20 protein-coding genes are annotated in these 26,781 nt (G+C 41.0%); 5 read left to right on the forward strand and 15 right to left on the reverse strand.

What is annotated here, in order from left to right:
- Positions 1–20 precede the first annotated feature (20 nt).
- Positions 21–2,222 carry a RecQ family ATP-dependent DNA helicase gene (locus tag HC175_RS13975; protein ID WP_168139110.1) on the reverse strand — a complete coding sequence of 734 codons (2,202 nt, stop codon included), beginning with the start codon at positions 2,220–2,222 and terminating at the stop codon, positions 21–23.
- An 83-nt stretch (positions 2,223–2,305) separates the two neighbouring features.
- Between HC175_RS13975 and HC175_RS13980 the strand changes: the two genes are divergently transcribed.
- From HC175_RS13980 to lptB, 4 genes are all read left to right on the forward strand, one after another.
- The gene (locus HC175_RS13980; RefSeq protein ID WP_168139111.1) at positions 2,306–3,271 is read left to right on the forward strand and encodes a KpsF/GutQ family sugar-phosphate isomerase; all 966 of its coding nucleotides are present in this window, start codon (positions 2,306–2,308) and stop codon (positions 3,269–3,271) included.
- 1 nt (position 3,272) lies between these two features.
- Entirely contained in the window at positions 3,273–4,106 is an 834-nt protein-coding gene (gene tatC, locus HC175_RS13985) for a twin-arginine translocase subunit TatC (RefSeq protein ID WP_168139112.1), read from the forward strand.
- Positions 4,103–4,465 (forward strand): carboxymuconolactone decarboxylase family protein, encoded by a 363-nt coding sequence (locus HC175_RS13990; RefSeq protein ID WP_168139113.1) that lies wholly within the window; start codon positions 4,103–4,105, stop codon positions 4,463–4,465. Before tatC ends, HC175_RS13990 begins: the two co-directional genes overlap by 4 nt.
- Positions 4,466–4,892: 427 nt before the next feature.
- A complete protein-coding gene (gene lptB / locus HC175_RS13995; RefSeq protein WP_097056650.1) occupies positions 4,893–5,633 on the forward strand; it encodes an LPS export ABC transporter ATP-binding protein in 741 nt (246 codons plus the stop codon).
- A gap of 419 nt (positions 5,634–6,052) precedes the next feature.
- Here lptB and HC175_RS14000 read toward each other — a convergent pair whose 3' ends face one another.
- Positions 6,053–6,826 (reverse strand): CDP-alcohol phosphatidyltransferase family protein, encoded by a 774-nt coding sequence (locus HC175_RS14000; RefSeq protein ID WP_168139114.1) that lies wholly within the window; start codon positions 6,824–6,826, stop codon positions 6,053–6,055.
- Positions 6,827–7,021: 195 nt separating this feature from the next.
- On the opposite strand from HC175_RS14000, the gene lnt reads away from it, so the two are divergent.
- Positions 7,022–8,611, forward strand: a complete 1,590-nt coding sequence (gene lnt, locus HC175_RS14005; protein ID WP_168139115.1) for an apolipoprotein N-acyltransferase — start codon at positions 7,022–7,024, stop codon at positions 8,609–8,611.
- Between the two features lie 417 nt (positions 8,612–9,028).
- Here the strand turns inward: lnt and HC175_RS14010 are convergent, their stop codons facing one another.
- The 13 genes from HC175_RS14010 to HC175_RS14070 all read right to left on the reverse strand — a co-directional run bounded on the left by HC175_RS14010 (position 9,029) and on the right by HC175_RS14070 (position 26,781).
- The gene (locus HC175_RS14010) at positions 9,029–10,510 is read right to left on the reverse strand and encodes a sugar transferase (protein ID WP_317172214.1); all 1,482 of its coding nucleotides are present in this window, start codon (positions 10,508–10,510) and stop codon (positions 9,029–9,031) included.
- A gap of 184 nt (positions 10,511–10,694) precedes the next feature.
- Positions 10,695–11,708: a glycosyltransferase family 4 protein gene (locus HC175_RS14015; protein WP_168139116.1), complete on the reverse strand. Its 1,014-nt coding sequence runs from the start codon at positions 11,706–11,708 to the stop codon at positions 10,695–10,697.
- A 2,578-nt stretch (positions 11,709–14,286) separates the two neighbouring features.
- Positions 14,287–15,303 (reverse strand): glycosyltransferase family 4 protein, encoded by a 1,017-nt coding sequence (locus tag HC175_RS14020; RefSeq protein ID WP_168139117.1) that lies wholly within the window; start codon positions 15,301–15,303, stop codon positions 14,287–14,289.
- A gap of 3 nt (positions 15,304–15,306) precedes the next feature.
- Complete coding sequence (locus HC175_RS14025; protein ID WP_235942626.1) at positions 15,307–16,653, reverse strand: O-antigen ligase family protein; 1,347 nt, start codon at positions 16,651–16,653, stop codon at positions 15,307–15,309.
- A gap of 146 nt (positions 16,654–16,799) precedes the next feature.
- Positions 16,800–17,915, reverse strand: a complete 1,116-nt coding sequence (locus HC175_RS14030) for a glycosyltransferase (protein ID WP_168139118.1) — start codon at positions 17,913–17,915, stop codon at positions 16,800–16,802.
- 50 nt (positions 17,916–17,965) lie between these two features.
- A complete protein-coding gene (locus tag HC175_RS14035) occupies positions 17,966–18,361 on the reverse strand; it encodes a four helix bundle protein (protein WP_168139119.1) in 396 nt (131 codons plus the stop codon).
- 63 nt (positions 18,362–18,424) lie between these two features.
- Positions 18,425–19,840: a glycosyltransferase gene (locus HC175_RS14040; protein WP_168139120.1), complete on the reverse strand. Its 1,416-nt coding sequence runs from the start codon at positions 19,838–19,840 to the stop codon at positions 18,425–18,427.
- Positions 19,841–20,647, reverse strand: a complete 807-nt coding sequence (locus HC175_RS14045) for a class I SAM-dependent methyltransferase (RefSeq protein ID WP_168139121.1) — start codon at positions 20,645–20,647, stop codon at positions 19,841–19,843.
- Positions 20,628–21,638, reverse strand: coding sequence for a glycosyltransferase family 2 protein (locus HC175_RS14050; RefSeq protein WP_168139122.1), 1,011 nt, complete (start codon positions 21,636–21,638; stop codon positions 20,628–20,630). Before HC175_RS14050 ends, HC175_RS14045 begins: the two co-directional genes overlap by 20 nt.
- A gap of 20 nt (positions 21,639–21,658) precedes the next feature.
- Positions 21,659–23,209, reverse strand: a complete 1,551-nt coding sequence (locus HC175_RS14055) for a glycosyltransferase family 2 protein (RefSeq protein ID WP_168139123.1) — start codon at positions 23,207–23,209, stop codon at positions 21,659–21,661.
- Positions 23,187–24,332 (reverse strand): glycosyltransferase family 4 protein, encoded by a 1,146-nt coding sequence (locus HC175_RS14060; RefSeq protein ID WP_168139124.1) that lies wholly within the window; start codon positions 24,330–24,332, stop codon positions 23,187–23,189. The genes HC175_RS14055 and HC175_RS14060 overlap by 23 nt, the downstream gene beginning before the upstream one ends.
- A complete protein-coding gene (locus tag HC175_RS14065) occupies positions 24,323–25,393 on the reverse strand; it encodes a glycosyltransferase family 4 protein (RefSeq protein WP_168139125.1) in 1,071 nt (356 codons plus the stop codon). Before HC175_RS14065 ends, HC175_RS14060 begins: the two co-directional genes overlap by 10 nt.
- Positions 25,390–26,781, reverse strand: coding sequence for a hypothetical protein (locus HC175_RS14070; protein WP_168139126.1), 1,392 nt, complete (start codon positions 26,779–26,781; stop codon positions 25,390–25,392). Before HC175_RS14070 ends, HC175_RS14065 begins: the two co-directional genes overlap by 4 nt.

Raw genomic sequence — 26,781 nt, forward strand, 5'->3', positions numbered from 1 at the left:
TCGACTATATTTTATACCTTTTAATTGGCAACTTCGCTGATGAATTTGATCCTGTATAATCTCAATTCCTCTTCATCGTAATCGCCATCAAATTCTTCCATGGCGTCTTCGATCTTGTCTGTTTGGGCATCGAGAAAATATTCGTGCATCTCTTCCTGTTGATCTTCATCAAGGATCTCGTCGATCCAGTAATTGATATTTAGCTTCGTACCGCTGTAAACTATAGCTTCCATTTCTTTAATGAAATCTGTCATTTCCATGCCCTTTGCAGCGGCAATATCATCTAGCGGAAGCTTCCTATCTACGTTCTGAATGATGTATAATTTTAGTCCGCTATTGGCTCCTGTGGTTTTCACCACGAGGTCATCTGGCCTGGTGATCTCATTATCTTCTACATAACGGGCGATAAGATCTACAAATTCCTTGCTGTAGGCTTTTGACTTCTTACCTTCTCCTACGCCGTGAATATTACCCAGCTCTTCAAGAGATACCGGATACTTGAGCGCCATATCTTCTAAAGATGGGTCCTGAAAGATAAGATGAGTAGCCAATCCTAAATTCTTTGCCACTTTCTTTCGCAGTTCCTTCAGCATCTTTAATAAAGTCTCGTCTGTACCACCTGAAGCCTTTGAGGAGGATACTATATTATCGCTGCCGTTAACTTCGTAAATGTGATCTTCAGTCATCATGAAAGAACCGGGACTTTTTAGGAAATCTTCTCCCTTTTCGGTTAATTTCACCACTCCATAGGTTTCGATATCCTTCCGCAGCATTCCTGCCACAAGCACCTGTCGCAGTAATGCCATCCAGTATTTGGAATCCTTGTCACTTCCTTTTCCGAAGAGTTCATGCTCATCTGTACGATGAGATTTAATAACTGCATTAGATTTTCCAACCAAAGTGTTTACCACTTCCTTAGATTTGTACAACTGCTTTGTTTCCTTTACGGTGCGCAATAACAGCTCCACTTCATCTTTGGCTTCATGCTGCTTTTTGGGATTGCGAACATTGTCATCCATGTTGGCGCCTTCTCCTGACTTTTCATCGAAGTCCTCACCGAAATAATGAAGAATGAACTTTCTCCTGGAAACTGAAGTTTCGGCAAATGCCACTACTTCCTGAAGCAAAGCCTGACCTATCTCCTGCTCCGCCACAGGTTTCCCGCTCATGAACTTCTCCAATTTTTCAATGTCCTTATACGAGTAAAAGGCAAGACAATGACCTTCGCCTCCATCTCTTCCTGCACGCCCCGTCTCCTGGTAATAACTCTCAATACTTTTAGGAATATCGTGGTGAATCACAAAGCGAACATCTGGCTTATCGATCCCCATTCCAAATGCAATAGTCGCCACAACTACATCAACTTCTTCCATAAGGAACATGTCCTGATGCTTGGAACGTGTCTTAGCGTCCAGACCTGCATGATAAGGAACCGCAGAGATCCCGTTCACCTGCAGGGTTTGCGCAAGTTCTTCTACACGCTTGCGGCTAAGGCAGTAAATGATCCCAGATTTTCCCTGATTTTGTTTTATAAACCTAATGATATCGGCATCGACATTCTTTGTCTTTGGCCTTATTTCATAATACAGGTTAGGCCTGTTAAATGAGGCTTTAAAAGTACGGGCATCTGTAATAGCAAGGTTCTTCAGAATATCTTCCTGCACCTTTGGGGTAGCCGTTGCAGTAAGCCCAATGATAGGAATATCATCTCCAATACGCTTAACAATATGCCTAAGATTCCTGTATTCGGGCCTGAAGTCATGCCCCCATTCACTGATACAGTGAGCTTCATCAATAGCCAAAAAGGAGATTTTTACGCTTCGTAAGAACTCAACATTTTCTTCTTTAGTAAGGGATTCGGGTGCAACGTAAAGCAACTTTGTCACTCCGTTAGTGATATCCTCCTTCACCTGCTTTACTTCGGTCTTGTTAAGACTGGAATTGAGCACGTGGGCGATGCCATTTTCAGAAGAAATTCCGCGGATGGCATCCACCTGATTTTTCATTAAAGCGATCAAAGGGGAAACCACAATTGCAGTTCCTTCTTTAATAAGCGCCGGTAATTGATAACATAGGGATTTTCCACCTCCGGTAGGCATTACCACAAAGGTGTTATGGTCATTAACTATACTCTTTATTACCTCTTCCTGGAGGCCCTTAAACTGGCTAAAACCAAAGTATTTCTTAAGCTGTTCGTGTAAATTGATTTCCTGCGAAGTCATTCAATTGTGTTACAATTTTACATACATTTGCACAAAATAAAGATACGTTTTTCTTTACTTCATACAATCATAATTCTACTTATTTGACACCTCAAGAAAAAATACTCTCTGTTGCCAGAGATACCATTTTAACTGAAGCCAAAGCAATAGCAAATTTAGAACAATTATTAGACCAAAGTTTTGCTGAAGCTGTACAGGCGGTGTATAAATCGAAAGGAAGAGTGATTATTACCGGCATTGGGAAGAGTGCCGTGATCGCTACAAAAATCGTTGCAACGCTTAATTCTACCGGGACGCCTGCAGTCTTCATGCACGCGGCAGATGCCATACATGGAGATCTGGGCACCATATTACAGGACGATGTAGTGATCTGTATCTCGAAAAGCGGGAACACTCCGGAAATAAAAGTTCTGGTGCCGCTAATTAAGAACTTCGGAAATTTACTGATCGCGATCACCGGAAGTACAGATTCCTTTCTTGCCAAAAATGCCAATTTCACCCTGAATTCTTTTGTAGAAAAAGAAGCCTGCCCTAATAATCTCGCTCCTACCACCAGCACAACTGCACAATTGGTGATTGGCGATGCCCTGGCAGTTTGTCTTCTTCAGCTACGCGGATTCTCCAGCCAGGATTTTGCTAAATACCATCCGGGAGGAGCATTGGGAAAGAAACTGTATCTACGTGTTAGCGATATTGCAGATCAAAATCAGAAACCACAAGTAGAGCCGAATACTCCCATTCCGCAGGTGATCGTCGAGATCTCCGAAAAGATGCTGGGAGTGACCGCAGTCATTGAAAATGAGGAGATCATTGGTATTGTAACAGACGGTGACATTCGTCGAATGCTCTATAAAAGTACAGACATTGCAGGTTTGACTGCAAAGGACATCATGAGCCCTCACCCCAAGACCATAGAAAGTGAAGCTATGGCTGTAGATGCGCTAGATGTGCTTGAGGAAAATAAGATCTCGCAGCTGCTGGCTGTCAAGGATGGAAAATATTACGGGGTGGTTCATTTACACAACCTTATAAGGGAAGGAATTATCTAAAATGGCAAAAGTTCAAAAATCTGCCGATGAAATGTCATTTTTGGATCACCTGGAAGATCTGCGATGGCATCTAATAAGAGCAACGCTGGCAGTAGTAGTTGCTGGCACAGCCGCCTTTCTTGCAAAAGGTTTTATTTTCGACACCCTGCTTTTTGGTCCTACCAGTGCAGATTTCTTTACTTATGATATTCTGTGCAGGCTATCCACTTTTGTTGGCCTAGAAGGTGGCTTCTGCTTTGACGATATGCCTTTTACCATACAATCCAGAACCATGGGCGGACAATTCTCGGCTCACGTGTGGACCTCCATTACAGCCGGGTTCATTATTGCTTTCCCCTATATTATCTATGAATTTTGGAAATTCATTTCTCCGGCGATGTATGCCAACGAAAGAAATACTGCCCGAGGCTTTATTTTCATCTCCTCTGTCCTTTTCTTTCTTGGGGTCCTTTTTGGATATTACCTCGTTACACCTTTATCCATCAATTTCCTCGGAAAATATCAGGTGAGTGAAGTGGTTCTTAACGAATTCGATATTGGCAGTTATATTAGTCTCGTGCGATCGTCTGTAGTTGCCTGCGGATTGATCTTCGAGCTGCCTATCATTATTTATTTCCTGACCAAAATAGGACTGGTAAGTCCAGAATTTCTTCGGAAGTACAGAAAGTTTGCGCTGGTGATCGTGCTGATCCTGGCAGCCATCATCACTCCGCCAGATATTTTGAGTCAGATCATCGTTGCGATTCCGGTACTTGTACTTTATGAAATAAGCATAGTCATTGCTAGAATTGTCACAAGAAATGAAGAAAGGAAACTTAAAAAGCAAAAGCCATGAAAAATCAGGTAGAAGAATTTAACGAATATCGCCAGAAGATGAACGAGAAGATCCTTGGTGATAACAATAAGGTCATTAAAAGAATTTTTAATCTGGACACCAATGCCTACGCTCCAGGGGCTCTTGATGTAAAGACAAAGGAACTGCTTGGTTTAGTAGCCTCAGCGGTCTTGCGTTGTGACGACTGCATAAAATATCACCTGGAAACGAGCTATAAGGAAGGGCTTTCTAAGGAGGAAGTTATGGAAGCACTAAGCATCGCTACTTTGGTAGGAGGTACTATTGTCATTCCACATTTGAGAAGGGCTTATGAATTTTGGGAGAATTTAGAGGAAGCCGGGAGTCCTGAAAATTCTTAGGAAATATTTTTTTCTATTTGTAGTCTTGAATCAACAGAGGATAGAGGAAAGAGGAAAGAGGAAAGAGGAAAGAGGATTAATCGCCTTGAGTACTTCTGAAGGATCAGGGAATATGGATGCACAATGTCATTAGTACCTCCAGGTGGCTGATGACTCTTTGAGAGAATGGTTACTTGTTCCACAATTGCTTTCAGAAGGAGCTATATTACATCTGAAGAAAATCAAAAAACTCGAGTACAACTTTTGGAAATTTTCAAAATGGTAAAAGCACTCCAGAAGTACCTGAAGTCAAAACCCAAGAACTAAGTTTGGGATCGGAAGAAAAGTCCACCGTCCTCCGACCACTCACCTCTAAATTTTTATCTTTATAAAAATTGCACGCTAATTGCTAATCTAAATACTCACATCTAACATCTCATATCTATAAATGAAGTTATACGCCGAAAGTCTAGTAAAATCCTATAAAGGAAGAGAAGTGGTAAAAGGAATTTCTCTGGAAGTGAATCAGGGAGAGATCGTGGGGTTATTGGGACCTAACGGAGCCGGAAAAACTACATCCTTCTATATGATCGTGGGATTGATCAAACCTAACGGCGGCAGGATCTTTCTGGATAAGGAGAATATCACAAAATTTCCGATGTACAAACGAGCGCAGTACGGAATTGGCTATCTGGCGCAGGAAGCATCTGTATTTCGCAAATTGAGTATAGAAGACAATATCATGAGCGTGCTGGAGCTCACCGATCTCTCCAAGAAAGAGCGGAAAATGAAGATGGAATCTCTCATTGAAGAGTTCGGCCTCGGCCATATTCGCAAGAATCGCGGAGATCTTTTGAGCGGGGGTGAGCGTCGACGGACTGAGATCGCCCGTGCCCTGGCTACAGATCCGCATTTCATTTTACTGGATGAGCCTTTCGCCGGAGTAGACCCCGTGGCTGTAGAAGATATTCAGCGGATCGTTGCTCAGCTTAAGAACAAGAACATTGGCATTCTCATTACCGATCACAATGTTCAGGAAACCCTTGCTATCACAGATCGCACATATCTCATGTTTGAAGGCCGAATTCTTAAAGCCGGAATACCTGAAGAACTCGCCGAAGACGAGATGGTGAGAAAAGTCTATCTGGGACAAAATTTCGAACTGCGGAAGAAGAAGATCTTTGAATAGGCCTGCGGCCGGTTCAAAATTTAAACTTCAAGTTTCAAGGTTGGTTTATCTTGGGCACGGATTATAAATTCCCGCCATCTTTGGACTTGTCATCTCAAAAGAGCTTCCTGAACGGCAGTGAAGGAAACGCCGGGAGATCTCATGAACTAAAGTTGCAATATTATTTCCCCTCTGTCACATCAATAAGAATAGGATCCCCCACACATTTTATACTAAGAACACTTCCAACCCTGAGACCAGTCCCGTAGGGACTAAATATCGGCAAAAACTATATCCCATTTGATAAAAAGTCCCGTAGGGATGACATAGAGGTATTAGTTCCCGGCACAGATTGCAAATCCGCGCCAACCTCTCCTTGGAATTTGGTGCTTGACCCTCCTTCGCTTAAAGCTTCGGCGGGTAAATAATTGGTGCTCCGTTTAATGCCTCTCACTCACCGTCTCATCATTTCCTTTGTTCGTGATCATTGAGACGATCACATAACTGAGAATAATAAGAGGAATAGCTGCAAATTGCAGGAAGATGAGCAGGATCAGGCAAAAAATAAGAAACAGGTATCTCACTTTATTTTCAGCAAACCCCCAGGAACTAAATTTAAGCGCAAACAGGGGGATTTCGGCATTCAGCATAAAGCAACTAAATAAAGTTAATCCGGCAAGAAACCAGGGATTCAGAATGATCTGCACCAGGAAAGGCTGTGGTTGAAAAATGAGAATTAGGGGCAGACTCAGTATTAGCAATGCATTTGCAGGAGTAGGAAGACCGATAAAGGAATCCGTTTGCCTCTCATCGATGTTGAACTTGGCCAGTCTGTAGCCAGATCCCAGAGTCACCAGAAGGCCAAACAATGCAAGAACAGGAAAATTCCATTCCAGAAGGTTTTGTCCGCTGGACCAGTCCACCGTTTGAGAGGAGGAGCCCGGCAGAGCCTGTCTAAAAAGCTGAAACATAATAATTCCCGGTACCAACCCACTGGTCACCATATCGGCAAGGGAATCCAACTGCAGTCCGAGTTCCGATTTCACATTGAGAAGTCGGGCAGCGAGTCCGTCAAAAAAGTCAAGAAATATCCCTGAAGCAACAAAAATAGCTGCAATCACATAATTGCCTTGTACAGCAAAAATAGCAGCAAGAGAGCCGCAAAATAAATTGAGGAGGGTAATTGTATTGGGCACATGCTTAGCAAAGCTCATAGTGGTTGGTTTTTGGTAAAAATAGCAAAAAAAGACTGCTGCGCTGCAAGAGCCAGGAAACTAGAATAAAGACTTTTTTCTGTTCTCGACACAGATTACAATTTCGCGGTAGCTACCCGGTTCACTCATAATTCATCGATGTGCATTGTTTACTGGTAATAGCTAATTGTTTAAATTTGTCTTCTACACCCACATATGAAAAACTTCCTGTACGCTTTACTATCCGGAGTCCTTTTAGCCCTGGCATGGCCAACATACGGGATTCCATTACTACTGTTCTTCGCATTTGTGCCATTGCTCTATGCAGAAAACAAAATTAGGATCAAGGATGTCAAGTACAGAAAATGGAAGGTCTTCGGGCTCTCCTACCTTAGCTTTATTATCTGGAACCTTATTACCACCTACTGGCTGTATTTTTCTACACCCTTTGGAGGAATTTTCGCCATCACCGTCAACTCCCTTTTAATGTCGGTTGTATTCCTCCTGTTCCATATGGTGGCAAAAAGGGTAAATTTTAAAGCCTCTTCTTCGTTTCTAATAAGTTTCTGGATCGCCTTTGAATACCTGCACCTCAACTGGGAATTCTCATGGCCCTGGCTGAACCTGGGCAACGGCTTTTCCGATTTCCCGCACTGGATACAATGGTACGAATACACAGGTGCCTTTGGAGGTACCCTTTGGGTACTCCTGGCCAACATCGCTGTTCTCAAGATGATCTTGTTATATAAAGAATACCAGGAAAAAACTATCCTTTACCGCGGAATACTTAAAACCGGGATTCTGATTCTCCTGCCCATAGGAATTTCCTACCTGCTGCTTTGGAATTATGAAGAAAGCGAAAAAACTATTGAAGCTCTTGTACTGCAGCCGAATGTGAATCCATATACCGAAAAATATAACACCAATGATGCGCGTATTGGGGAGTTGCTGACACGTTTAGCGGAAGAAAATATTTCAGCAGAAACCAGTATAGTGATCGCTCCAGAAACAGTTTTTGCCGATGGAACTGTTTTAAGCCGCTTTGAAGATTCTGAAGCAAATTTCTTCAGCAGGCAGCTGGTAAATAAGTATCCAAAAATGTCATTTTTGAGTGGTATTTCTATGTACGACCGGTTTAGCGATCCAGCAAGAGTGCAAGGTCAGAGCAATCAGTTGGGCCCAAACGACTGGTATGACGATTATAATTCGGCATTTATGATTTCTGCGAAAGATTCCGTCCATTTCTATCATAAATCGAAGTTGGTGGTGGGCGTTGAGAATTTTCCGTACCAGGAAGTCTTGCGGCCTGTTTTAGGCAACGTCATGATCGACCTGGGAGGGACGGTAGCCATGAAAACCACTCAGGAGAAAAGAGCAACCTTCGACATAACGTCTTCGGAAGAAGTAGGCCCTATTATATGTTATGAATCTGTATATGGAGATTTCGTTACTGGATACGTTCGCGAAGGAGCAGATTTTCTTGCCATTATTACCAACGATGCCTGGTGGGGAAATACGCAGGGCCACAAGCAACATCTTAGCTATGCCCGCTTACGGGCTATTGAAAACCGCCGCTCTATTGCCAGAAGTGCCAACACGGGGATTTCGGCATTTATCAATGAAAAAGGGGAAATCACCTCTTCTTTAGGCTATGAAAAACAGGGTGCGCTTAGGGGAGAAGTAACCCTCAACGACCGTGTGACTTTTTACACCCAATTTGGAGATTATATCGCCAGAGTTTCGCTGTTCCTGGCGCTGTTTATCTTCTTATTTGCAATGGTACCGTGGAAAAGGTCGAGGAAGTGATTCGGGATTTAGGATTCAAGATTCAGGATTGTTTTTGCTCGTCATTCAGGATTTGTCATTCCGACGAAGGAGGGAATCTCATCCTGTTGTTAGGCGCAGCATTCATTGCTTACTCAGATGCGACCCTTCCTTCGTCAGGGTGACAAAGGGTACTTGATTGTCATTCCGACGAAGGAGGAATCCCATCTCTTGAAGGTATAAGGTATAAGGTTAAAGGTAAAAGGTTTATTAGGATGTATTTTGGGTATGTTAATGTATAACAAATTGAGGCAGATCCCTCAGTCGTCCGATAAGGCTCCCCTGCCTAAAGCCTCCCGGCAGGTTCGAAATGACCAAAATATTAGTCCGACCACTGAACTCTGAATACCGAGTACTTAAAAATGACTGCCACTGAATTACTGCACCCTGCCAACTAAACTACTGCCCCCTGAAGAAAATAACTGTACTCAGGGTTTTTGTAAGAATGGTGATGTCGAGGAAGATGTTTCGATGCTTTATGTAGTAAAGGTCATACTGAAGTTTTTCAAGACTGTCGGCATGGCTGTCGGCGTAATCTGTCATGACCTGTGCCCAGCCGGTGAGTCCGGGTTTGACGAAGTGTCGGGTATCGTAAAAGGGGATCAATTCAGATAATTCTTTTACGAAGACAGGTCTTTCGGGCCTCGGACCAATTAGGCTCATTTCCCCTTTAAGTATATTCCAAAACTGCGGAAATTCATCGAGCCTTGAGCGGCGAAGAAATTTTCCGAAGCGAGTGATCCGAACATCATTCTTAGTTGCCCATACTGCACCATTCACTTCAGCGTTGTACCGCATAGTTCTAAATTTCAGGATCGTAAAGGGCTTTCCGTTTTTACCTATTCTTTCCTGCTGATAGAACAGACGGCCTTTGTTAGCAATCATGTTTCCGAAGAAAACAAAAGGCAGCAATATACACCCCATAAAAATACCTAAGATCGCAACAAAAATATCTGCCAGCCGATGAAAGAAAAGGTAAAACTTGTTGTTATTACTGCGACTAAGAGGAAAAAATCTATAAAAATTCTTTTCAATGTGTTGTACTGGAATACGATTAGTTTTGTCTTCGTAGACCTCATTAAAATCCTTTACAGGAAAGCCTTCTTTTAGCAATTTCAGCACCTCGGAATACAAATCTTCAGCAGCTGCTGGCGTAACATCAGAAATAAGCACCTCATCAATACTGTTTTCCCTGATCACCTCCCTGAGATCGGCTTCTGAAAAATTCTCCAGGCCATTCACTTCAGCATTAAGGTTATAATTCGCTCCTCTATGAAGAAATCCGATGATATTATAATTTGGATCGGACTGTTGCAGATGTGAAGCCACCAGCTCCACTTCCAGAGGGTCTCCAATGATCAATACGCGGCGGTAAAACCTGGGGGAAGAGATAAGGGCAATATAACAAAACCTCCAAATGAGCAGGGTGAACAGAATGGTGAGAGTAAAATAGAGGATCTGTAATCGGTTGTCGGGCAACTCGGGTGTAATTACAGGAGTCATTAGAAAGAACAATACCGTAACGGAGGTTGCCAGTACCACGTTTTGGAGAACGGAATAATATTTCCCGGCTTTCTGCAAGTCATAGAGTTCAAAAATCCCTCCAAAGATCAAGATATAGGCGGCCAGGACAATACCCCAGGGCCAGGACTCGGAGTCGAAGTGAAAGTAGTCGAGCCTGAAAATAATACTAACGACGTACAGCGAGAACAGCACCCAGATGACATCAAAAATGCGCAAAAAGACCTTACGTTCTGAAATCTCAAAATGCAGGTTCTTTTTACCGGGCATGTAAAAACTTTTACCTCGTAAAGATAAGGAAGACTTCAAAGCTGAATCCCCGTGAGCAGTGATTTTTTCTAATAAATCTGTTTTCTCCATTGCGAGTAAGCTATGGTTGCAGGCCAACTTTTTTCTGCCCGCGTGCTTGAGCAGAGGCTTTCACGGAGTTAAAGTAATAATAATAAGATTTCTAAAATGTTAATTTCTGACGTGAATGAAAATTCAGCACTATTGCTCCAGAAAATTTTAAAAATCATATGACATCTTTTGATTTAACCCAGAGTTAGTCTTTCAAAATTTCATGCCAAAGGGATTTTACTCTGGTCCAGTCAAATGCCTCTACTTTTTTCCTGGCGGCCTGAGCTCTTATCAATGCACGCTCAGGGTCCTGAAGAAGGTTCTTTACTGCAGCAGCCATCCGTTCAGGATCATTTGGAGGAACGAGAACGCCGTCTATATCGGCAGAAATAAGGTATGGAAGTCCGCCGACCTTGGTGGAAACCACAGGCAATCCTAAAGCCATAGCCTCTATCACGCTCACGGGAGTGTTGTCGATGTTTGTCGTGTTCAGGAAAATGTCGAATTGTTCAGCCATAGTGACCCATTCCCTCTTGGATAGGCGGCCGGGGAAACGGACAGGCAGTCGGTGCAGCTTGGCGTACCGAATACATTCCTTCCAGGATTCGTCTTTAGCCGGTCCTACCATACAAAGTTCGGCTTTGGGATAATCGGGCAGCAAGATCTCCAGTACTTTTAGTGCCTGCATCGGATTATAGATCTCCACAAAGGAGCGTACCCAGAACAATTTCGGCCTAAGCTGGTCCCGTTCTTTATATAAATAATCTTCAAGATTTATGCTGTTGGGAATGTACCTGACATTCGTATAAGCTGCCTGCTGAAAAACAGTTTTCATGTACAGCGACGGAGCTACGTTTAGAAAGGCGTTCCCAAATAGCTTTTTTGAGGGGCCAGGTGAGCGTTCGAGTCGGGTGGGTAGTTCCCCGCCGTGGAGGATGGGGAGGTATTTGAGGTTCAGTTTTTGGCAAAGCCTGGCGACTGCATAAGCATACCAAAAGTTCTGAGTGCTGTAGGTGTCAATGAGGACGAAGTCGGTTGTTTTTCTTTTTCTGTACACCAGCCAGAGCATATCCACAAGGCGGGGAAGTTTGTTCTTTTTTGCTGAGGCAGTTTTTACTTTGAATCCTTCTTCTCTAAGTAGTGGTGCTAAAGTATCAATGGAGGTGGGAGTGCCACCGCGGGAACGAAGTTCATTTCCAATATAGAGCAAGTTCTGCATGTGAAGAAGCTGAAGTAAAAATAGGAAATTTTCTTACTGTTCTTTTTTGCATTGCCCAAAAAAGAACCAAAAAAGTCTAGGCTTACGAAAATGGATCTAAATTTTTCGTTCGATGTCTAAATTTTCTGAACTCGTGTGAACGATTTTATAACGAGAAAAAATCAGGACGCTCAAACAGCAGAAAATTTCACACCATCTCACTTCAAATTTTACGATCAATTTTCGATAGGCCGCTTTAGTTACGAAAACAAATCACAACCTTACCTAAATTGTCACACTGAGCCAGCGACTGCAAGGAGCGACTAGCCTGTCCTGAGTTTATCGAAGGATCGAAGTGCTTTATGCTACTGCTGTCAAATTTTACCCATTAAAACTGACTTGGCTCCCTTTTCCGGTTTATCATCGATGACTATTAAACTTCGTATGGTGTTCATTTTTGCATCGCCCAAAAAAGAACCAAAAAAGTCTAGGCTTACGAAAATAGATCTAAATTTTTCATTCGATGTCTAAATTTTCGGAACTCGCATGAGAGATCCATACAATGTGGTAAGCTCGTGACGCTCAAACAACAGAAAATTTCACACCATCTCACTTCAAATTTTACGATCAATTTTCGATATGCCGATTTAGTTACGAAAACAAATCACAACCTCATCTATATTGTCACACTGAGCCAGCGACTGCAAGGAGCGACTAGCCTGTCCTGAGTTTATCGAAGGATCGAAGTGCTTTATGCTACTGCTGTCAATTTTTACCCATTAAAACTGACTTGGCTCCCTTTTCCGGTTTATCATCGATGACTATTATACTTCGTATGGTGTTCTTTTTTGCATTGCCCAAAAAAGAACCAAAAAAGTCTAGACTTACGAAAATGGATCTAAATTTTTCGTTCGATGTCTAAATTTTCTGAACTCGCGTGAAAGATTTTATAACGAGAAAAAATCAGGACGCTCAAACAGCAGAAAATTTAAACGCCATCTCACTTCAAATTTTACGATCAATTTTCGATAGGCCGCTTTAGTTACGAAAACAAATCACAACCTTACCTAAATTGTCACACTGAGCCAGCGACTGCACGGAACGACTAGCCTGTCCTGAGTTTATCGAAGGATCGAAGTGCTTTATGCTACTGCTGTCAAATTTTACCCATTAAAACTGACTTGGCTCCCTTTTCCGGTTTATCATCGATGACTATTAAACTTCGTATGGTGTTCTTTTTTGCATCGCCCAAAAAAGAACCAAAAAAGTCTAGGCTTACGAAAACAAATCACAACATTACCTAAATTGTTACACTGAGCCAGCGACTGCAAGGAGCGACTAGCCTGTCCTGAGTTTATCGAAGGATCGAAGTGCTTTATGCTACTGCTGTCAAATTTTACCCATTAAAACTGACTTGGCTCCCTTTTCCGGTTTATCATCGATGACTATTAAACTACGTATTGTGTTCTTTTTTGAATCGCCCAAAAAAGAACTAAAAAAGTCCAGGCTTACGAAAATAGATCTAAATTTTTCGTTCGATGTCTAAATTTTCTGAACTCGCGTGAAAGATTTTATAACGAGAAAAAATCAGGACGCTCAAACAGCAGAAAATTTAAACGCCATCTCACTTCAAATTTCACGATCAATTTTCGATAGGCCGATTTAGTGCGGAAAACAATTCATAATCTTACCTAAATTGTCACACTGAGCCAGCGACTGCAAGGAGCGACTAGCCTGTCCTGAGTTTATCGAAGGATCGAAGTGCTTTATGCTACTGCTGTCAATTTTTCCCATTAAAACTGACTTGGCTCCCTTTTCCGGTTTATCATCGATGACTATTAAACTTCGTATGGTGTTCTTTTTTGCATCGCCCAAAAAAGAACCAAAAAAGTCTAGACTTACGAAAATGGATCTAAATTTTTCGTTCGATGTCTAAATTTTCTGAACTCGCGTGAAAGATTTTATAACGAGAAAAAATCAGGACGCTCAAACAGCAGAAAATTTAAACGCCATCTCACTTCAAATTTCACGATCAGTTTTCGATAGGCCGCTTTAGTTTCGAAAACAAATCATAATCTTACCTAAATTGTCACACTGAGCCAGCGACTGCAAGGAGCGACTAGCCTGTCCTGAGTTTATCGAAGGATCGAAGTGCTTTATGCTACTGCTGTCAATTTTTCCCATTAAAACTGACTTGGCTCCCTTTTCCGGTTTATCATCGATGACTATTAAACTTCGTATGGTGTTCTTTTTTGCATCACCCAATAAAGAACCAAAAAAGTCTAGGCTTACGAAAATAGATCTAAATTTTTCATTCGATGTCTAAATTTTCTGAACTCGCATGAGAGATCCATACAATGAGATAAGCTCGTGACGCTCAAACAACAGAAAATTTCACACCATCTCACTTCAAATTTTTCGATCAATTTTCTATAGGCCGATTTAGTGCGGAAAACAAATCACAACCTTACCTAAATTGTCACACTGAGCCAGCGACTGCAAGGAGCGACGGTCGAAGTGCTTCTATAAACTAAAAAACACAACTCTACATTATACAATTTACAATATACATTATACAATTTACAATATACATTATACATTATACATTCAGCACCTTCATCCATTCCTCCTTCACGATCTCCCAATCAAACCGGCTAACCTTTTCATAAGCCGCTTGTGCGATCTGCTGACATTTTTCAGGATTCTGAAGTAATTCTTCTATAGCAGCGACCATCGCTGAAATGTCATTTTGTGGTACAAGGACGCCATCCATGTCGTTCTCTATGAGATATGGCATTCCGCCGACATCTGTAGAGATCACGGGAAGGCCGAGGGCCATGGCTTCGATGACGCTAATGGGGGTATTATCTACATCGGTGGAGTTAATAAAGAAGTCATAATCCACAGCAATAGCTGCCCAGTCCTTCTTTTTCATTTTTCCGGGGAATTCTACCGGTAGATTGCGTTGGGCTGCATATTCTATACACTTTGCCAGAGTACCATCCTTCTCCGGTCCCACCATACATAATTTGGCTTCGGGATGTTTTTTGTACACCTGTTCAAAGACCTTTATTGCCATTAGCGGATTATAGCGCTCCTGGAATCGGCGAACCCAAAGGAGATTGGGTTTAAAAGTCTTCCTCTCCTTGAAAGGATAATTCTCCAGAGTGATAGAGTTTGGAATGATTCGAGAGTTGGTAAAACCGTGATCTACAAATATATTATATAAAAAATGTGAGGGGGCCACGTTTATACGGGCGTTGCCAAAGAGGGACTTTGTAAGATTTGGAGTTTTATCCAGGCGTTCCTTTAAATTTCCGCCGTGTAATATAGGTATGTAAGGCAGTTTTAACTGCTGACACAGCTTCCCGATGCTGTAGGCATAATAAAAATTTTGTGCGCCATAGGTATCGATGAGCACCACATCGGTTTCCTTGCGGTGGCTCCAAATGAGAGAAAGCATTTCCACCAGGCGAAGCGCCTTGTTGTCTTTAGCAGAGGCCGTCTTAACCCAATACCCCTCCTGCTTCAATACCTCACTGAAAAAAGAAATATAGGTAGCGGTAAAGGTGGGATTGGAAAGATTGTTACCTATATAAAGAATTCTTTTTTTCATCAACTATTCTATAGCCGTAACGGCCGTTTTTGCTTCGAGATTTTTTTTATTCCTTGGCCTCTTTTTGTCATCAACTATATACAACAGGGCAAGCCCGTATACAAATGCCGGTAGGGCGATCCTCATGGCAGAATGATTTATGGTAAGAAACCAAAAAGCTAAGAAAGCCAAAAAATAATAATTGTTTTTAAATTTTGTCCAAAATATAACAGGGACAAATATAAGAATTACGACAGCTACGACTCCTAACATGCCGTGTTCTGAAAGTAAGCGGCTGATTTCATTGTGGGACGCGGTTTCCATCCCCGTTTCTTGAGATCTCATTTCCTTCCCTTTCCCAACTCCAATACCTAATACAGGATTATAATAAAATCCTTCCAATTCAGTTTCCACCAATTCCACCCTTCCTGTGGTGATATCATCCTTTAGTCTTCCAGCAGCATCCCTATTCGTATAACGGTTGTCTAGCATTCCACCGCTCTGGAACAAAGAGAAACCCCAGATAAATATTCCGGCTGCACCAAATAGTAAGATCTTTCTTTTTATTCCTCCTCTGTCCCGGAATTGTTTTTTTGAATAGAAAACAAAGAGAAACGCTCCAATACAAATGATCCCTGCAAGAACTCCTCCTCTTGAAAAAGTCATTAAAGCTCGATAACTTATCATTACCAGGAGAACAAGATCAATTGAGTTAATAAAGTTATTCCTGATGGTAAAAAAGCGACTGGCAAGAATGAACATACCTAAACCAAATACGGTAGAAATCTGATTGGGACCATAACCTGCGGTTGCAGCATAATTTGCCTGTAGGTTGACAGCAACATCCCTCATATTTGGTGTGTACAGGTAGAGATAAAACATCTGACTTAAGAGAGGCATTAATAGCATTAGAAGCACCTTTTGATAATCTTCCTTTTCTATTTTTTTATAATAGCAATAAACCGCAGATACTCCCAGGGCCACAGGACCACTGAGGTTAAAGGCTACTTGTTTTCTAAAATCATACTCATAACCCCAAGTAGATGCCGCCACTACTATGCCCGGAACAAGGATCAATAAATAAGCCCAGTAAGGCATAGTTCTCGAAGATGTGCCTTTAAAGAACATTCCAATAATCAAGAAAAGAATTACAGAGTACTTGCCTGTCTCATAAAAAGGAGCTGCCTCTATCATCCGAAAAAAGACCTCTGCCCCTGCTATATATGCTGCTCCCATAAGAGCTTCATTGTTCTTGTTTTTGTTTTGAAGAACAATAAAAAGAAAATAAGCCAAAGCTCCGAGAACATAGAGTTTTCCTAAAGGACGATAAATAAAAATACTGAAGCCTATTAAAAAATGAAGTAGCAGCATTTTCAGATACTCCCCATTTTTCATCTGTGGAATCGCAAAGGAAGAGTACTTTGACTTAAAGGTGGCTGTTCTCACTTGTTCTATATATCACAAAAATAATAAGATTAAAAAGGTAGGATAGTACCTTTTGATTTAAAAGAAATTACTCAATTAAATTTAGTGGGATTAAGATCGGTAAAAAATTTCAAAGCATGTGGGAGCACAACTTTCTCAGAATACCTTGCTTGTACAGAATATTTAAAATGTTCTGAATGTTTTTGAAGAAGCTCCTCGTTTTCTAAGTAAACACCTATAGCTTCTGCAAAGACTTCAGGGTTTTGAGGTGGAACCAGAGTTCCATTTTTCCCGATTACTTCAGCGCATTCTCCTACAGCCGTACAAACCACAGGAATTCCCGCCCTGCCGTACTCGAGCAATGCCACGGGCAGACCTTCTGAAGCAGAGGCCAGCACCCCGAGATTGGCTTGTCTCAATAAAACCGAAATATTTTCTTGTTCTCCATAAAAAAAAACTTTATCCTGTAAACGGTTATCCTCAAGAAATCTTCTGACTTCAGAAAAATAAGGACTCTGCTCCTCTTTACCGATGAGGTGAAGTGTTGTTCCCGGATGCTTTAAGATAACTTGCTGAAAAGCCTGCAACAGGTTCAGATGGTCTTTCTGTGGCCGGAAGTTGGCGACACAAATAATTTTGAAGCTATCTCCACCTTTTAGTTCGATTTCTTCTCCTGAATCCGAAATCTTGGGAAGAAAATTTCTTATATACCTCACCTCTTTACCTGAAAGGTTTTCTATTGACCATTGTTCAAGATCTTTATTTACCGCAATTATTCCGTTAAAAAATCTTGAGGCAGATTTTAATAATCCAGCTTTCCTTTGTTTCAAATCTCTGCCATAGTGATCATGCCATATCAATTTTACCTTCGGCAAACTCAGCTTTACCATCAGTGCCAGAAACCAGGAGCTACTGTGAGCCTGAATAAAATCGATCTTGTTTTCTTTTACAAATTTTCGAAACTTTAAAAGTGCCTCCAAGTCTAAGGTACTTTTTTTGTTAAGGAAGAGGTAGCCAACTTCGGGAGTCAGCTGCTTTTTTAGCAAACCTTCTTTCCGGGTACAGCAGAGAAAAGATGCGTCTATGCGTTTTGCCAGGGCATTAGCGTAATTAATGGACATGCGTTCAGCACCACCACTTCTAAGGGAATCAATAAGTTGTAGTACTCGCATCTTGTTTCTTGGCTCGCCATTAAATTGCCGTTTCATTGTTGTTCAATGTTTAACGTTCATGGTGCATTTGTTTATAATTAATTATTCTAGTCTTTTTTAAATTTTGAGCCTTTAAAATTAGACCTATTCAGAAAATTTATAAAGGAAGTGATCTTCGCGATCTCCTTTTCACATTTTTGGGATAACTTCTGAAATTCTTCTTCGGTTATTAAATTTTTATCCTTTGCGCGATACAGCTGAGACTTTAATTCTGTACAGGACCCTCGGGAGAAGCCAAGGAAATTTCTGAACTCCAAGTTTCCACCTCTTCCAAATCCTTCAGCAATATTATCCATAACAGAACCGGAACTTCTATCCATCTGGTTCATTAAGGAATACCTTTTACCAAGGGCAGTGGTCTCAAACATATTTTCAAGTTCAGAACATATTTCACGTGCTAATTTCCAAACCTCCAAATCTTCAAATCTCTCAACCTTACTCATAGTTTTAATTTTACCTCAAAAGCACCTTGAACAGTGAACGTAAAACGTTGAACCTTGTCTGTACTACTTTTTATTTTTTAAAACCTCTCTAATCGCCTCCTCAAACTTTTCCAACGTATACTGCTGACTCCATTTTTTCGCTTCCTCAGACATTCTTTCCATTTCCTCCTGATCAGCTAATAACTGTAAAATTTTCACCACATCCTGTCCTCTGTCCTCTGTCCTCTGACCACTCATTTTTTGCTTTTGGACATTAGCTGTTGGCTGTTGGCTTTGATCCCCTTCTGACCACTGACCACTCCCGCCCCGGCGGGCAGGGACCACTGACCACTTCTTTTCCCCGTCTTGATTCTTGGCTCTTGGCTCTTGATTCTCACTTTCCAATTTCCTCTTTCCACTCTCCACGTGCCTCCCACCAAATTCACTTTTGGAAATAAGAATCCCCCTGGAGCCGCCTCCAAGCATCCACGGCACACAGCTCACCGGAGTAGCAATGGGAACGCAACCAAAGAACATTCCTTCTGCCAGAGCTTTGGGCCAGCCCTCCGATCTTGATGGCAGGATCACAAAATGGGTCTTTTGATAAGCTTGTTTTAATTCTTCTAAAGGTCGGCTGCCTTTGAAAGTCACATATTGCTCTAACTGCTTCTCTCTTACGTAAGTTTCGAGCCTTTCTCTCTCAGGTCCGCTTCCATAAATTTTTAAACATACAGAAGTTCCCGGGACTAACAATTCATTATTAATTATTAACCCCTCAACTAACCTCACTGCCTCCAGCGGCTGCTTCCCCTCCACCAGGTTGCCCACAAATAAAAAAATAAAAGGTGCTGAAAAAGTCCTTTTTAACACTTCAACTTTTTCACCCTCAGTAAAGGAGGCTGTAAAAAAAGGTACTACATTTTTCGTCTGGTCGGGCCATTCGCCATAGACCAGCACCTGCATATTCCGTGTCACAAATGTGTTGCTCAAGATCCACTTTTGAAGTCTATAAGTCCAGGGCTGTTTAGCCGCGGGATCCCAGTTGCCGGCATATTTTGCAGATTTCTGTTTCCCCGGAAAAAAGATCTGACAGATACATGCTAATAACCCAACATTTCCCGGACAACGCAAATGCAGATGATCAGCTCTCCGCATCGCATCGAACATTTGGAAAAAGATGTATGGAATTTTGATAATAGCCTTTACAGCAGAAGAAAAATTCAGAAAATTAAAAGCAGGAACTTCTGTAAAGGTCAGCTTTGAATGCTCATACGGAATCACATTCTTCTCCACTCCCCTTGTCCCCAAATCCCCTTTTCTCCTCGTCTCCTCATCCCCAAGTCCCCCAGTCCCCCAGTCCCCTTGTCTCCTAGTCCCAACTACCTCCACCTCCTCCACATGTCTCAACCAAATATTCATCTCCCGCACATAAGGCGCATAGGCATAATATCTTCCCTCCCGCTTTAAATGTTCCACATGGGTAAAGATCGCGAACCGCATCTAATCTTTTTTTTGCATGAACATACTCAGATGCATACAACCAAACATGTATTCATCATTTATTGCCGACTTTTCCCAGTCTTCCCGATGCCAGTCCTTAACCTTCTCTAATTTTTTGTCATTAGACCCAGGCAGCAGGTTTAAGAATGGCAACCACTTTGTTTTTCCCAGAACCGCCCGACGTTCTATTATTTCAAAAGCCTTTTCAAATTTATAATAGGTTTTTCGGGAAAAAGGCCATTCCCAGTCTTTGTCACTTTGAAATGGACGATAAAGGGTTCGAATAGCTTTTATCGGGAGACTGGTTTCCAGAGGATCATGGCTAATAATAGCACCATTCGGCTTTAGTTTCTCCTTTAATTTAAAAATCAACTCATCCACATCTTTGAAATGATGTAGTACTCCATAGGCATAGATCAGGTCAAAATCCTTTTCTCTAAAGTCTTTGGAAAGAAAATCCACAACTTCAGCTCTTGCTCCATCTGTCTGTGAAAGCCGGCCGGACAAGTTTTCAATTCCCTTTGGACTAAGATCAATCCCAAGATATTCTGCGGAATTTTGAGCTAAATACATACTAAGACTATTTCCGGCATAGCAGCCCAAATCCAGTACTTTCTTTTGGGACAGATCTCCGAACCAGGATCTATGAAGTTCATAAATATCCGCCTCTATCCCTATGCCTTTTTTGGTGCGATTCAATATTCCATTTCGAAAATATGACCAAATACGGGTGGGTAAATTTTTACGTTTCTTGTCGTAAAACTCCTGTTGCCTTTGGTTAACTGTTTTACGATGTCTCTTGTTCATGTGTAGGTTTATTAAAAAGAAGACCTATCCATCCATTTATTCTTCCCAGACTTTCTGACAGAGCTTTCCTCTTTTCTTTTGTTGTAACAATATTTCCGATTCGAACTAAAGTTAGTAAAAAGGAGGTGGCATGCCATTTAAATCTCGCCTTAAAGCCTGGGTTTGGATACTTTAGCCGCCAGACATACCAACCATTTCTAACAACCATCTTTCCATAGCGGAACATATTTGGACGGCCTGCAGGATCGTGGTGATGCTCTAATCGTGCCGCTGTATTGACAAACAGCTTTCCCAATTTTGACACTCTGAGGGAGAAATCCGCATCTTCATAGAGTCCATAGCCCTCAAAATAAGTTGAGAATTGAAGCCTTTCAAAAATTTCAGCTCTATAGCTGGCCAATCCTCCCATTAAAAGTTCTACCTCGTAGGTTTTCCCACTTGGTGGTAAAAATCCGGTGGAATAGCCATGAGAAAAATCAGGCATTATACCAGGTGGCTTATCGGGAGCGAGTCCGAATTTCCTCCGTAGTCCGAATCTGGATCCTTCAGGTCTAACCCAGCCGTCGTATAAAAATTCGTCTGAATTCGGCTTATAATTCTGAGAAACTTTTTTCCAATCTACTTCATTCGCAATATACCCCGAAACACCCAGAGCCTCAGGATATCTTGTGTAGGTATGAAAGATCTCAGTAAAATAATTGGGTTCGAGAATGATATCATCATCAAGAAAAAAAACAATCTCTGATTTTTCATTGATATTAGCAATTCCAAAATTCCTTTGTCTCGTCAAGCCTCTTTCCTTTTCACTTACCCGGAAATATCTTAAGCCTTTCAGGAGACATGTATTAAGCTTTTGTTCGGTTAGATCATTTTCAGAACCATCAATGATCAACACCTCATCCGGAATTTCTTTCTGTTTAGAAATAGAATTCAGAAGATTAATTACCGCTTCAGGTCGGTTATAAGTACAGATGATGAGACTGGTGTACATATATAGAAGTGCGATTAATTTTATTTGTACCTCTCCCCCCTCTTCAGGAGGTTTTTAGCGTACATCATCGATAGATTAAACTGCTTTATTTTATATGGCAATTTTAAAACCCGGAAAAAAAAATTTCTTTTGGGCCGCTGCCACAAATAAAGAAAAAAATACCTGGACCTGTACTCCCTTATCTGATCCTTCTTAAATCTCTTCAAAATGCCATACATAATTGTAGGACTGGGAACAGGTTTGATCAATCCTACCGGCTTGTCCAGTTCCCAGGCCTGCTTTTTCCTTTTCTTTCCCAAAATGGCAGACTGGCTTGCCCAGTGTCGGTAACCTCCTGCTTTGGGCTTAAGATGAAGATTGACAGAAAAAGGATTATGCATCACAAAATGTCCCTTTTCAAAGATGGAAAAACCAAAGTCACTATCCTCTCCATAACCTCCATCAAAGTTAATATCGTTGCCTATAAGTTTCTCTACCAAAGATCTTTTTACACAAGAGTTCGCATTGCTGAAAGTCTGCGCCGCTCCGGCCTTCCAACGGGATAGTCCCATTTGATCCAGGATTCGTTTCAAATCATGCAGATCCTGATAGGAATTCCGGGCCATAACGTCCATTCCGTTGCAAGCATCTACCTTATAAGTATGGAGAAGTCTTAAATGATTTTCTACGAAATCCTCAGGAATACGGGTATCATCATCTGCAAAAATGATATAGTCCCCGGCACACTCCTCAATTGCTTCATTTCTTGCCCTACAACTTCCTTTCGTCTTTTGCCAAAACACCTTTAGGTCAAATGGATAGACTTCGGAATTGTAGATATCATCATTTCTTTCTTCGGGTGGCGTAGCATCCACCACGACCACTTCTTTAACAGGATAAGTTTGTAGACTGTAATCTTTTAAAAGCTGAAGAGTATATTCCTGCCGGAACATCGTAGGAATGATCACACTTACCGTAGGAGCACCTGAAATTTCCTCAAGTTTTCTGGGAGGAATTGGAGGGTATTCATTTTTATGATAAGACATCGAAGCAGCTTTCCTATAGGCCTTGAATTCCTGAAAAGGATGTACACTACCCATTTTAAGGAGCATGTTTACAGCGTGCTCCTTTTTAAAGTTTTTAAGGAAAAATAAATAACGCTCTTTAGCGGGAATGTTTATCTGCTGCTGGACCTTAGGATAAAGATCTTTTATGTACATGGGCACTCCCCCACAATACCTCAACATGCGAAAGCCTAAATCCAAAGCTTTCATAATTTCAGATTCGTAATCTACTGGAAAACCCTTCATGATTTCCCAGACCTTTTTCCTTACTACAAAAGCATGTGGGTTGATCCTCCAGCAAACCGACTGGTCAAGATGTTCAAAATCATTGAGAAACCACCAGAAAACAGCTATCTGATATTTCAATTCGGGAAAAATACCTGTAAATCCCTGGTCCAGAGAACTATGCCACAGGTCTCCCGGCCCTTCAGCAAGAGATTCCAGTTTATCCAGGTCAGGCTGGCCCAGATACCAAAGGATTTCACCTTTGGAAGTTTCGTATTCCTTAAATTTCTCTTCCGGTGACATTTTTGTAATATTCAATATTCTTTTTCGCTATTACCTCAGCAGAGAAATGTTCACATATCCTTTGTCTTGAGCTCTTCCCCATATCAAGTCTGAGCTTGGGCCCGTTCAGCAACTTGAGAATTTTATCCGCAAACTTAGGATGATCTTTGGGGTCTACCATAAACCCTGTTTTCCCGTCAGCCATGATTTCACCCGCCCAGCCTATATTAGAAGTTACTAAAGCTTTTTCCATTGCCATTGCTTCCAGCCAGGTCATGGGAAAGGCTTCAGCAAAGCTAGGAAACACAACTACAGCATGTGAAGTAATAATACTACTTATTTTATCATAAGGCACTTCAGGAATGTGTTCAAATCGCTTATGAGCTGCCTCTGATAATACTTCCCAAAAAATTTCTAAGGTAGAACGTTTTTCTAGAAAATCTATAACATCCTTGCCCACCAGGGTCAAAGAAACATCAGGTTCCTCCTTAATAATATTGTTGAAAATATATGCCAGTTCAATTACCCCCTTTTTTCTGATAAAGCTGCCAAAGTAGAGTATTGTTTTCTCTTTAACTTCATCACCCGTGGGTAGAAACTGCTTGACATTAACACTATTGGGGATAACCGTAATTTCACTCTTAAGATCAAAGATCTGCCTGGTCTTATCTGCTGTAAACTGACTAACAGAAAGAAGATGATCGGCACCTCTTAATGCTGTTTTTTCGAACCAGTAATTTTTCAATTTCTGTCTGCGGCTCTCGAGATGGCAAAAATAAGCATCACTGCCATTCATCCTGATGATCAATGGACAACGAAGTTTCATAAATGCAGTTATTCCCGTCCAGTCGGGAGCCTCAATCGCATCAATTTTATCTAGCACAATAGATTTATTCAGGTATTTCTGAAGAAATTTTCTGTAAAGAACCCAGCCTGCGAACCTGAATCGACGCTGCCGGATTAAATGGATCTTGATCCCATCAGCAAAAAGCACATGATCCTCCTTCTGTCCATAAACAAAAATAGAAATTGTCACTCCCCGGGCAGCCAGTGCAACCGCCATACTACTAATACTGGTTCCTATTCCTGCGGAAGCAAGCACGCGAGAATGTGGGTATTCTGGGGTTAGAAATCCTATGTGCACGGCAATAGATTAATATGATTGGCAACCATTTGTTCCAGACTATAATTCTTTTTTATTAAGTCGCTAAGATTATCCGCAATTTTAAATTCCCGATTCACGACTTTCTGCAGTAGCTTATTTAATTCCTCAATATTTCCTGTCTGGAAAATTAAGCCATTTGACCCGTTGGAAATGATTTCCAAATTGCCACCTACTGGTGTTGTGATAACAGGTACATTGGCTGCCAAACTTTCTAAAATGGACAGACTGAAACACTCCATGTATGTTGGCTGCAACAGAAAAGAATAGTTTTTCATAAGCTTTGGCAATCGTGACGAGCTTCCGAAAAAAGCAATCTGTGGTTCGAGTTGATTTTGAGCTACTTTCCTTTTCAATTCTGCTTCTAAGGGTCCTTCCCCATAAACATCAATCTGAATCTTATTCTTAATTTCTTCCGGTAACAATGCTACTGCTTCTATTAGATCCTGAATGCCTTTAGATTTTCTTAAATGTGAAGCCACAATAAATTTACCGTAATTTTCTTCTTTTCGTTCCAGATAAGTAGAAGTGTCTATTCCATTATATACAACCTTGACTTTTTTTGTGACAAGATTACCATAGTCCTGAAGAATGCAATCGGCTGTATATTTAGAAACCCCTACAAAAAGGTCTATGTACGGGGAGTAAATTTTTCCCTTTATTTTGTTTTTGATCCTCTTTTCCCACGAGAAACCTCCCAAAGGACGTGGATTGTGATCTACCGCTATGATGTATGGCTGATTCTTCTTTTTTAGCTCTCGAAAATAGGGCGTACATAGTGCTACAAAATGTGTAACTATAACATCAAAATCTTTTTTATTCTTTAAAAAATTTAGAGTTAAAGTCTCAACAGATTCCTGTTGTCCTGGGAAATGAAGCTCAAATCCTGAATAGAAATTAAATTTCTCTCCCCCGGAAAAAAACCAAGTTACTTTATGCCCTTTTTGGAGCAACTGTTGATTATAAGCTTTAAAGAAGCGATCCATTCCCCCAATGCGTGCAGGGTTCAATTCGTAATTACAGACTACAGCAATATTTTTCACTTATCCAACTCTTTTAAAGCACATGCTACTCGTTGACTGGTGTTTTCAAGAGGCCTGCTTATTTGTTGGGTAAGAAACCTTTTTCTGTGGAGACTCTTACCTTCCTCTTTGGTTAAAAGAAAATTTAGAGCATCTAAAAATTCTTTTTCATTTTTTACAATAACGGAAGAATCTGAACGTACTAGATGCTCCAAATGACGATATCTTAAAAATTTCTGATCATCAAAAAGATGATTATCCTTACTCCCAAAAACAGGATTAATCACAGGTTTTTCGAATATAAAAGCATCCAAAGTTATTGTGGAGAGTACGTTAATGTTAAAAGCACAAAATTTGAGTAAGCTTTTAAGGTCATTTATATCTTCCAGAGAAGGAACCCGTTGAGTCCACATCTCCTGATGAGACTTTCGCTGAACTGTCCAATCTGGTTCATTCCAAATTATAAAAGGATATTTCTCCTTAATCCAACTAAATCTTACAGGATCCTCTGCAGGAGATGTTCTTACTACCAAATCTACTCTTTTGGCTAATTTCCCGTTGTTAATAAAACCCGCTAGACAATCCAGGTAGATTACATCATTTTCACTGCTTGAATCATTACAGGTAAAAAAAATAAAGGGTTTATCACTCAATTTGAATTTTTTCTTGAGAGCGAATTCATCGTATCCAAATTTGTCTGTAACGTAAGGCTCAAACTGTGGCGTACCTACCACTTGTATCTGGTTTGGCGTTACGGTCGGATAAAACTCCATTAGGTCCTTTTTCATTAGATCACTCCAAACAAGATAGTGATCAAAGGTACCTGCCATTCTACCCTTTGATCCCAAATTGTCCCAGCTAAAAATAAATGCTGTAGTTTTTATACCCAACTTTTCGGCAGTGTATATTAATGGAGCTATGAAAGGTGGTCTTTGGTGAGTAAAAAACAGCGAAGAAATTTCATGCTGTACTAAAATTTCTTTATAAGCCTTCGTCTTCTCATCTTTACGAAAGGTAAATTGTTGAAGCTTATTGTAAACTTGTAAAAGACCTTCTGATTTTAAAATAGCAGAAAAATTATAGATAAAACGATTAACAGCACCTCTAAGGGTTTGACTCTTAGTCTTGGTGAGCGCTAAATTATCTCGTATACCAAAATTGTTTTTCGCATTTAACTGTAAATGAGTTACTTCCTTAAACTTTCTAAACAACCAGGTGGGAAATTTTTCTTCAAAAACCTCTAATTCCACAACTTCACAGTCAAGGTTATAAGTATTATATACAAAGGCGGGAAGACAGGAAATAATTACTACTTTATCGTACTTCTTCTTTGCTTCAACAATAAAATCTGTAAATATAAAATTGCGGAAACCCACCCCATCAGTTATTACAACTCCTAATATGCTCAT

The organism is Salinimicrobium oceani, assembly GCF_012037645.1.

What these genes read in the sequence shown, in the direction of transcription:
- HC175_RS13975 (WP_168139110.1), bottom strand. Translation starts at nt 2,222, where the DNA reads ATGACTTCGCAGGAAATCAATTTACACGAACAGCTTAAGAAATACTTT.
- tatC (WP_168139112.1), top strand. Translation starts at nt 3,273, where the DNA reads ATGGCAAAAGTTCAAAAATCTGCCGATGAAATGTCATTTTTGGATCAC.
- HC175_RS13990 (WP_168139113.1), top strand. Translation starts at nt 4,103, where the DNA reads ATGAAAAATCAGGTAGAAGAATTTAACGAATATCGCCAGAAGATGAAC.
- lptB (WP_097056650.1), top strand. Translation starts at nt 4,893, where the DNA reads ATGAAGTTATACGCCGAAAGTCTAGTAAAATCCTATAAAGGAAGAGAA.
- HC175_RS14000 (WP_168139114.1), bottom strand. Translation starts at nt 6,826, where the DNA reads ATGAGCTTTGCTAAGCATGTGCCCAATACAATTACCCTCCTCAATTTA.
- lnt (WP_168139115.1), top strand. Translation starts at nt 7,022, where the DNA reads ATGAAAAACTTCCTGTACGCTTTACTATCCGGAGTCCTTTTAGCCCTG.
- HC175_RS14010 (WP_317172214.1), bottom strand. Translation starts at nt 10,510, where the DNA reads ATGGAGAAAACAGATTTATTAGAAAAAATCACTGCTCACGGGGATTCA.
- HC175_RS14015 (WP_168139116.1), bottom strand. Translation starts at nt 11,708, where the DNA reads ATGCAGAACTTGCTCTATATTGGAAATGAACTTCGTTCCCGCGGTGGC.
- HC175_RS14020 (WP_168139117.1), bottom strand. Translation starts at nt 15,303, where the DNA reads ATGAAAAAAAGAATTCTTTATATAGGTAACAATCTTTCCAATCCCACC.
- HC175_RS14025 (WP_235942626.1), bottom strand. Translation starts at nt 16,653, where the DNA reads ATGCTGCTACTTCATTTTTTAATAGGCTTCAGTATTTTTATTTATCGT.
- HC175_RS14030 (WP_168139118.1), bottom strand. Translation starts at nt 17,915, where the DNA reads ATGAAACGGCAATTTAATGGCGAGCCAAGAAACAAGATGCGAGTACTA.
- HC175_RS14035 (WP_168139119.1), bottom strand. Translation starts at nt 18,361, where the DNA reads ATGAGTAAGGTTGAGAGATTTGAAGATTTGGAGGTTTGGAAATTAGCA.
- HC175_RS14040 (WP_168139120.1), bottom strand. Translation starts at nt 19,840, where the DNA reads ATGCGGTTCGCGATCTTTACCCATGTGGAACATTTAAAGCGGGAGGGA.
- HC175_RS14045 (WP_168139121.1), bottom strand. Translation starts at nt 20,647, where the DNA reads ATGAACAAGAGACATCGTAAAACAGTTAACCAAAGGCAACAGGAGTTT.
- HC175_RS14050 (WP_168139122.1), bottom strand. Translation starts at nt 21,638, where the DNA reads ATGTACACCAGTCTCATCATCTGTACTTATAACCGACCTGAAGCGGTA.
- HC175_RS14055 (WP_168139123.1), bottom strand. Translation starts at nt 23,209, where the DNA reads ATGTCACCGGAAGAGAAATTTAAGGAATACGAAACTTCCAAAGGTGAA.
- HC175_RS14070 (WP_168139126.1), bottom strand. Translation starts at nt 26,781, where the DNA reads ATGAGCATATTAGGAGTTGTAATAACTGATGGGGTGGGTTTCCGCAAT.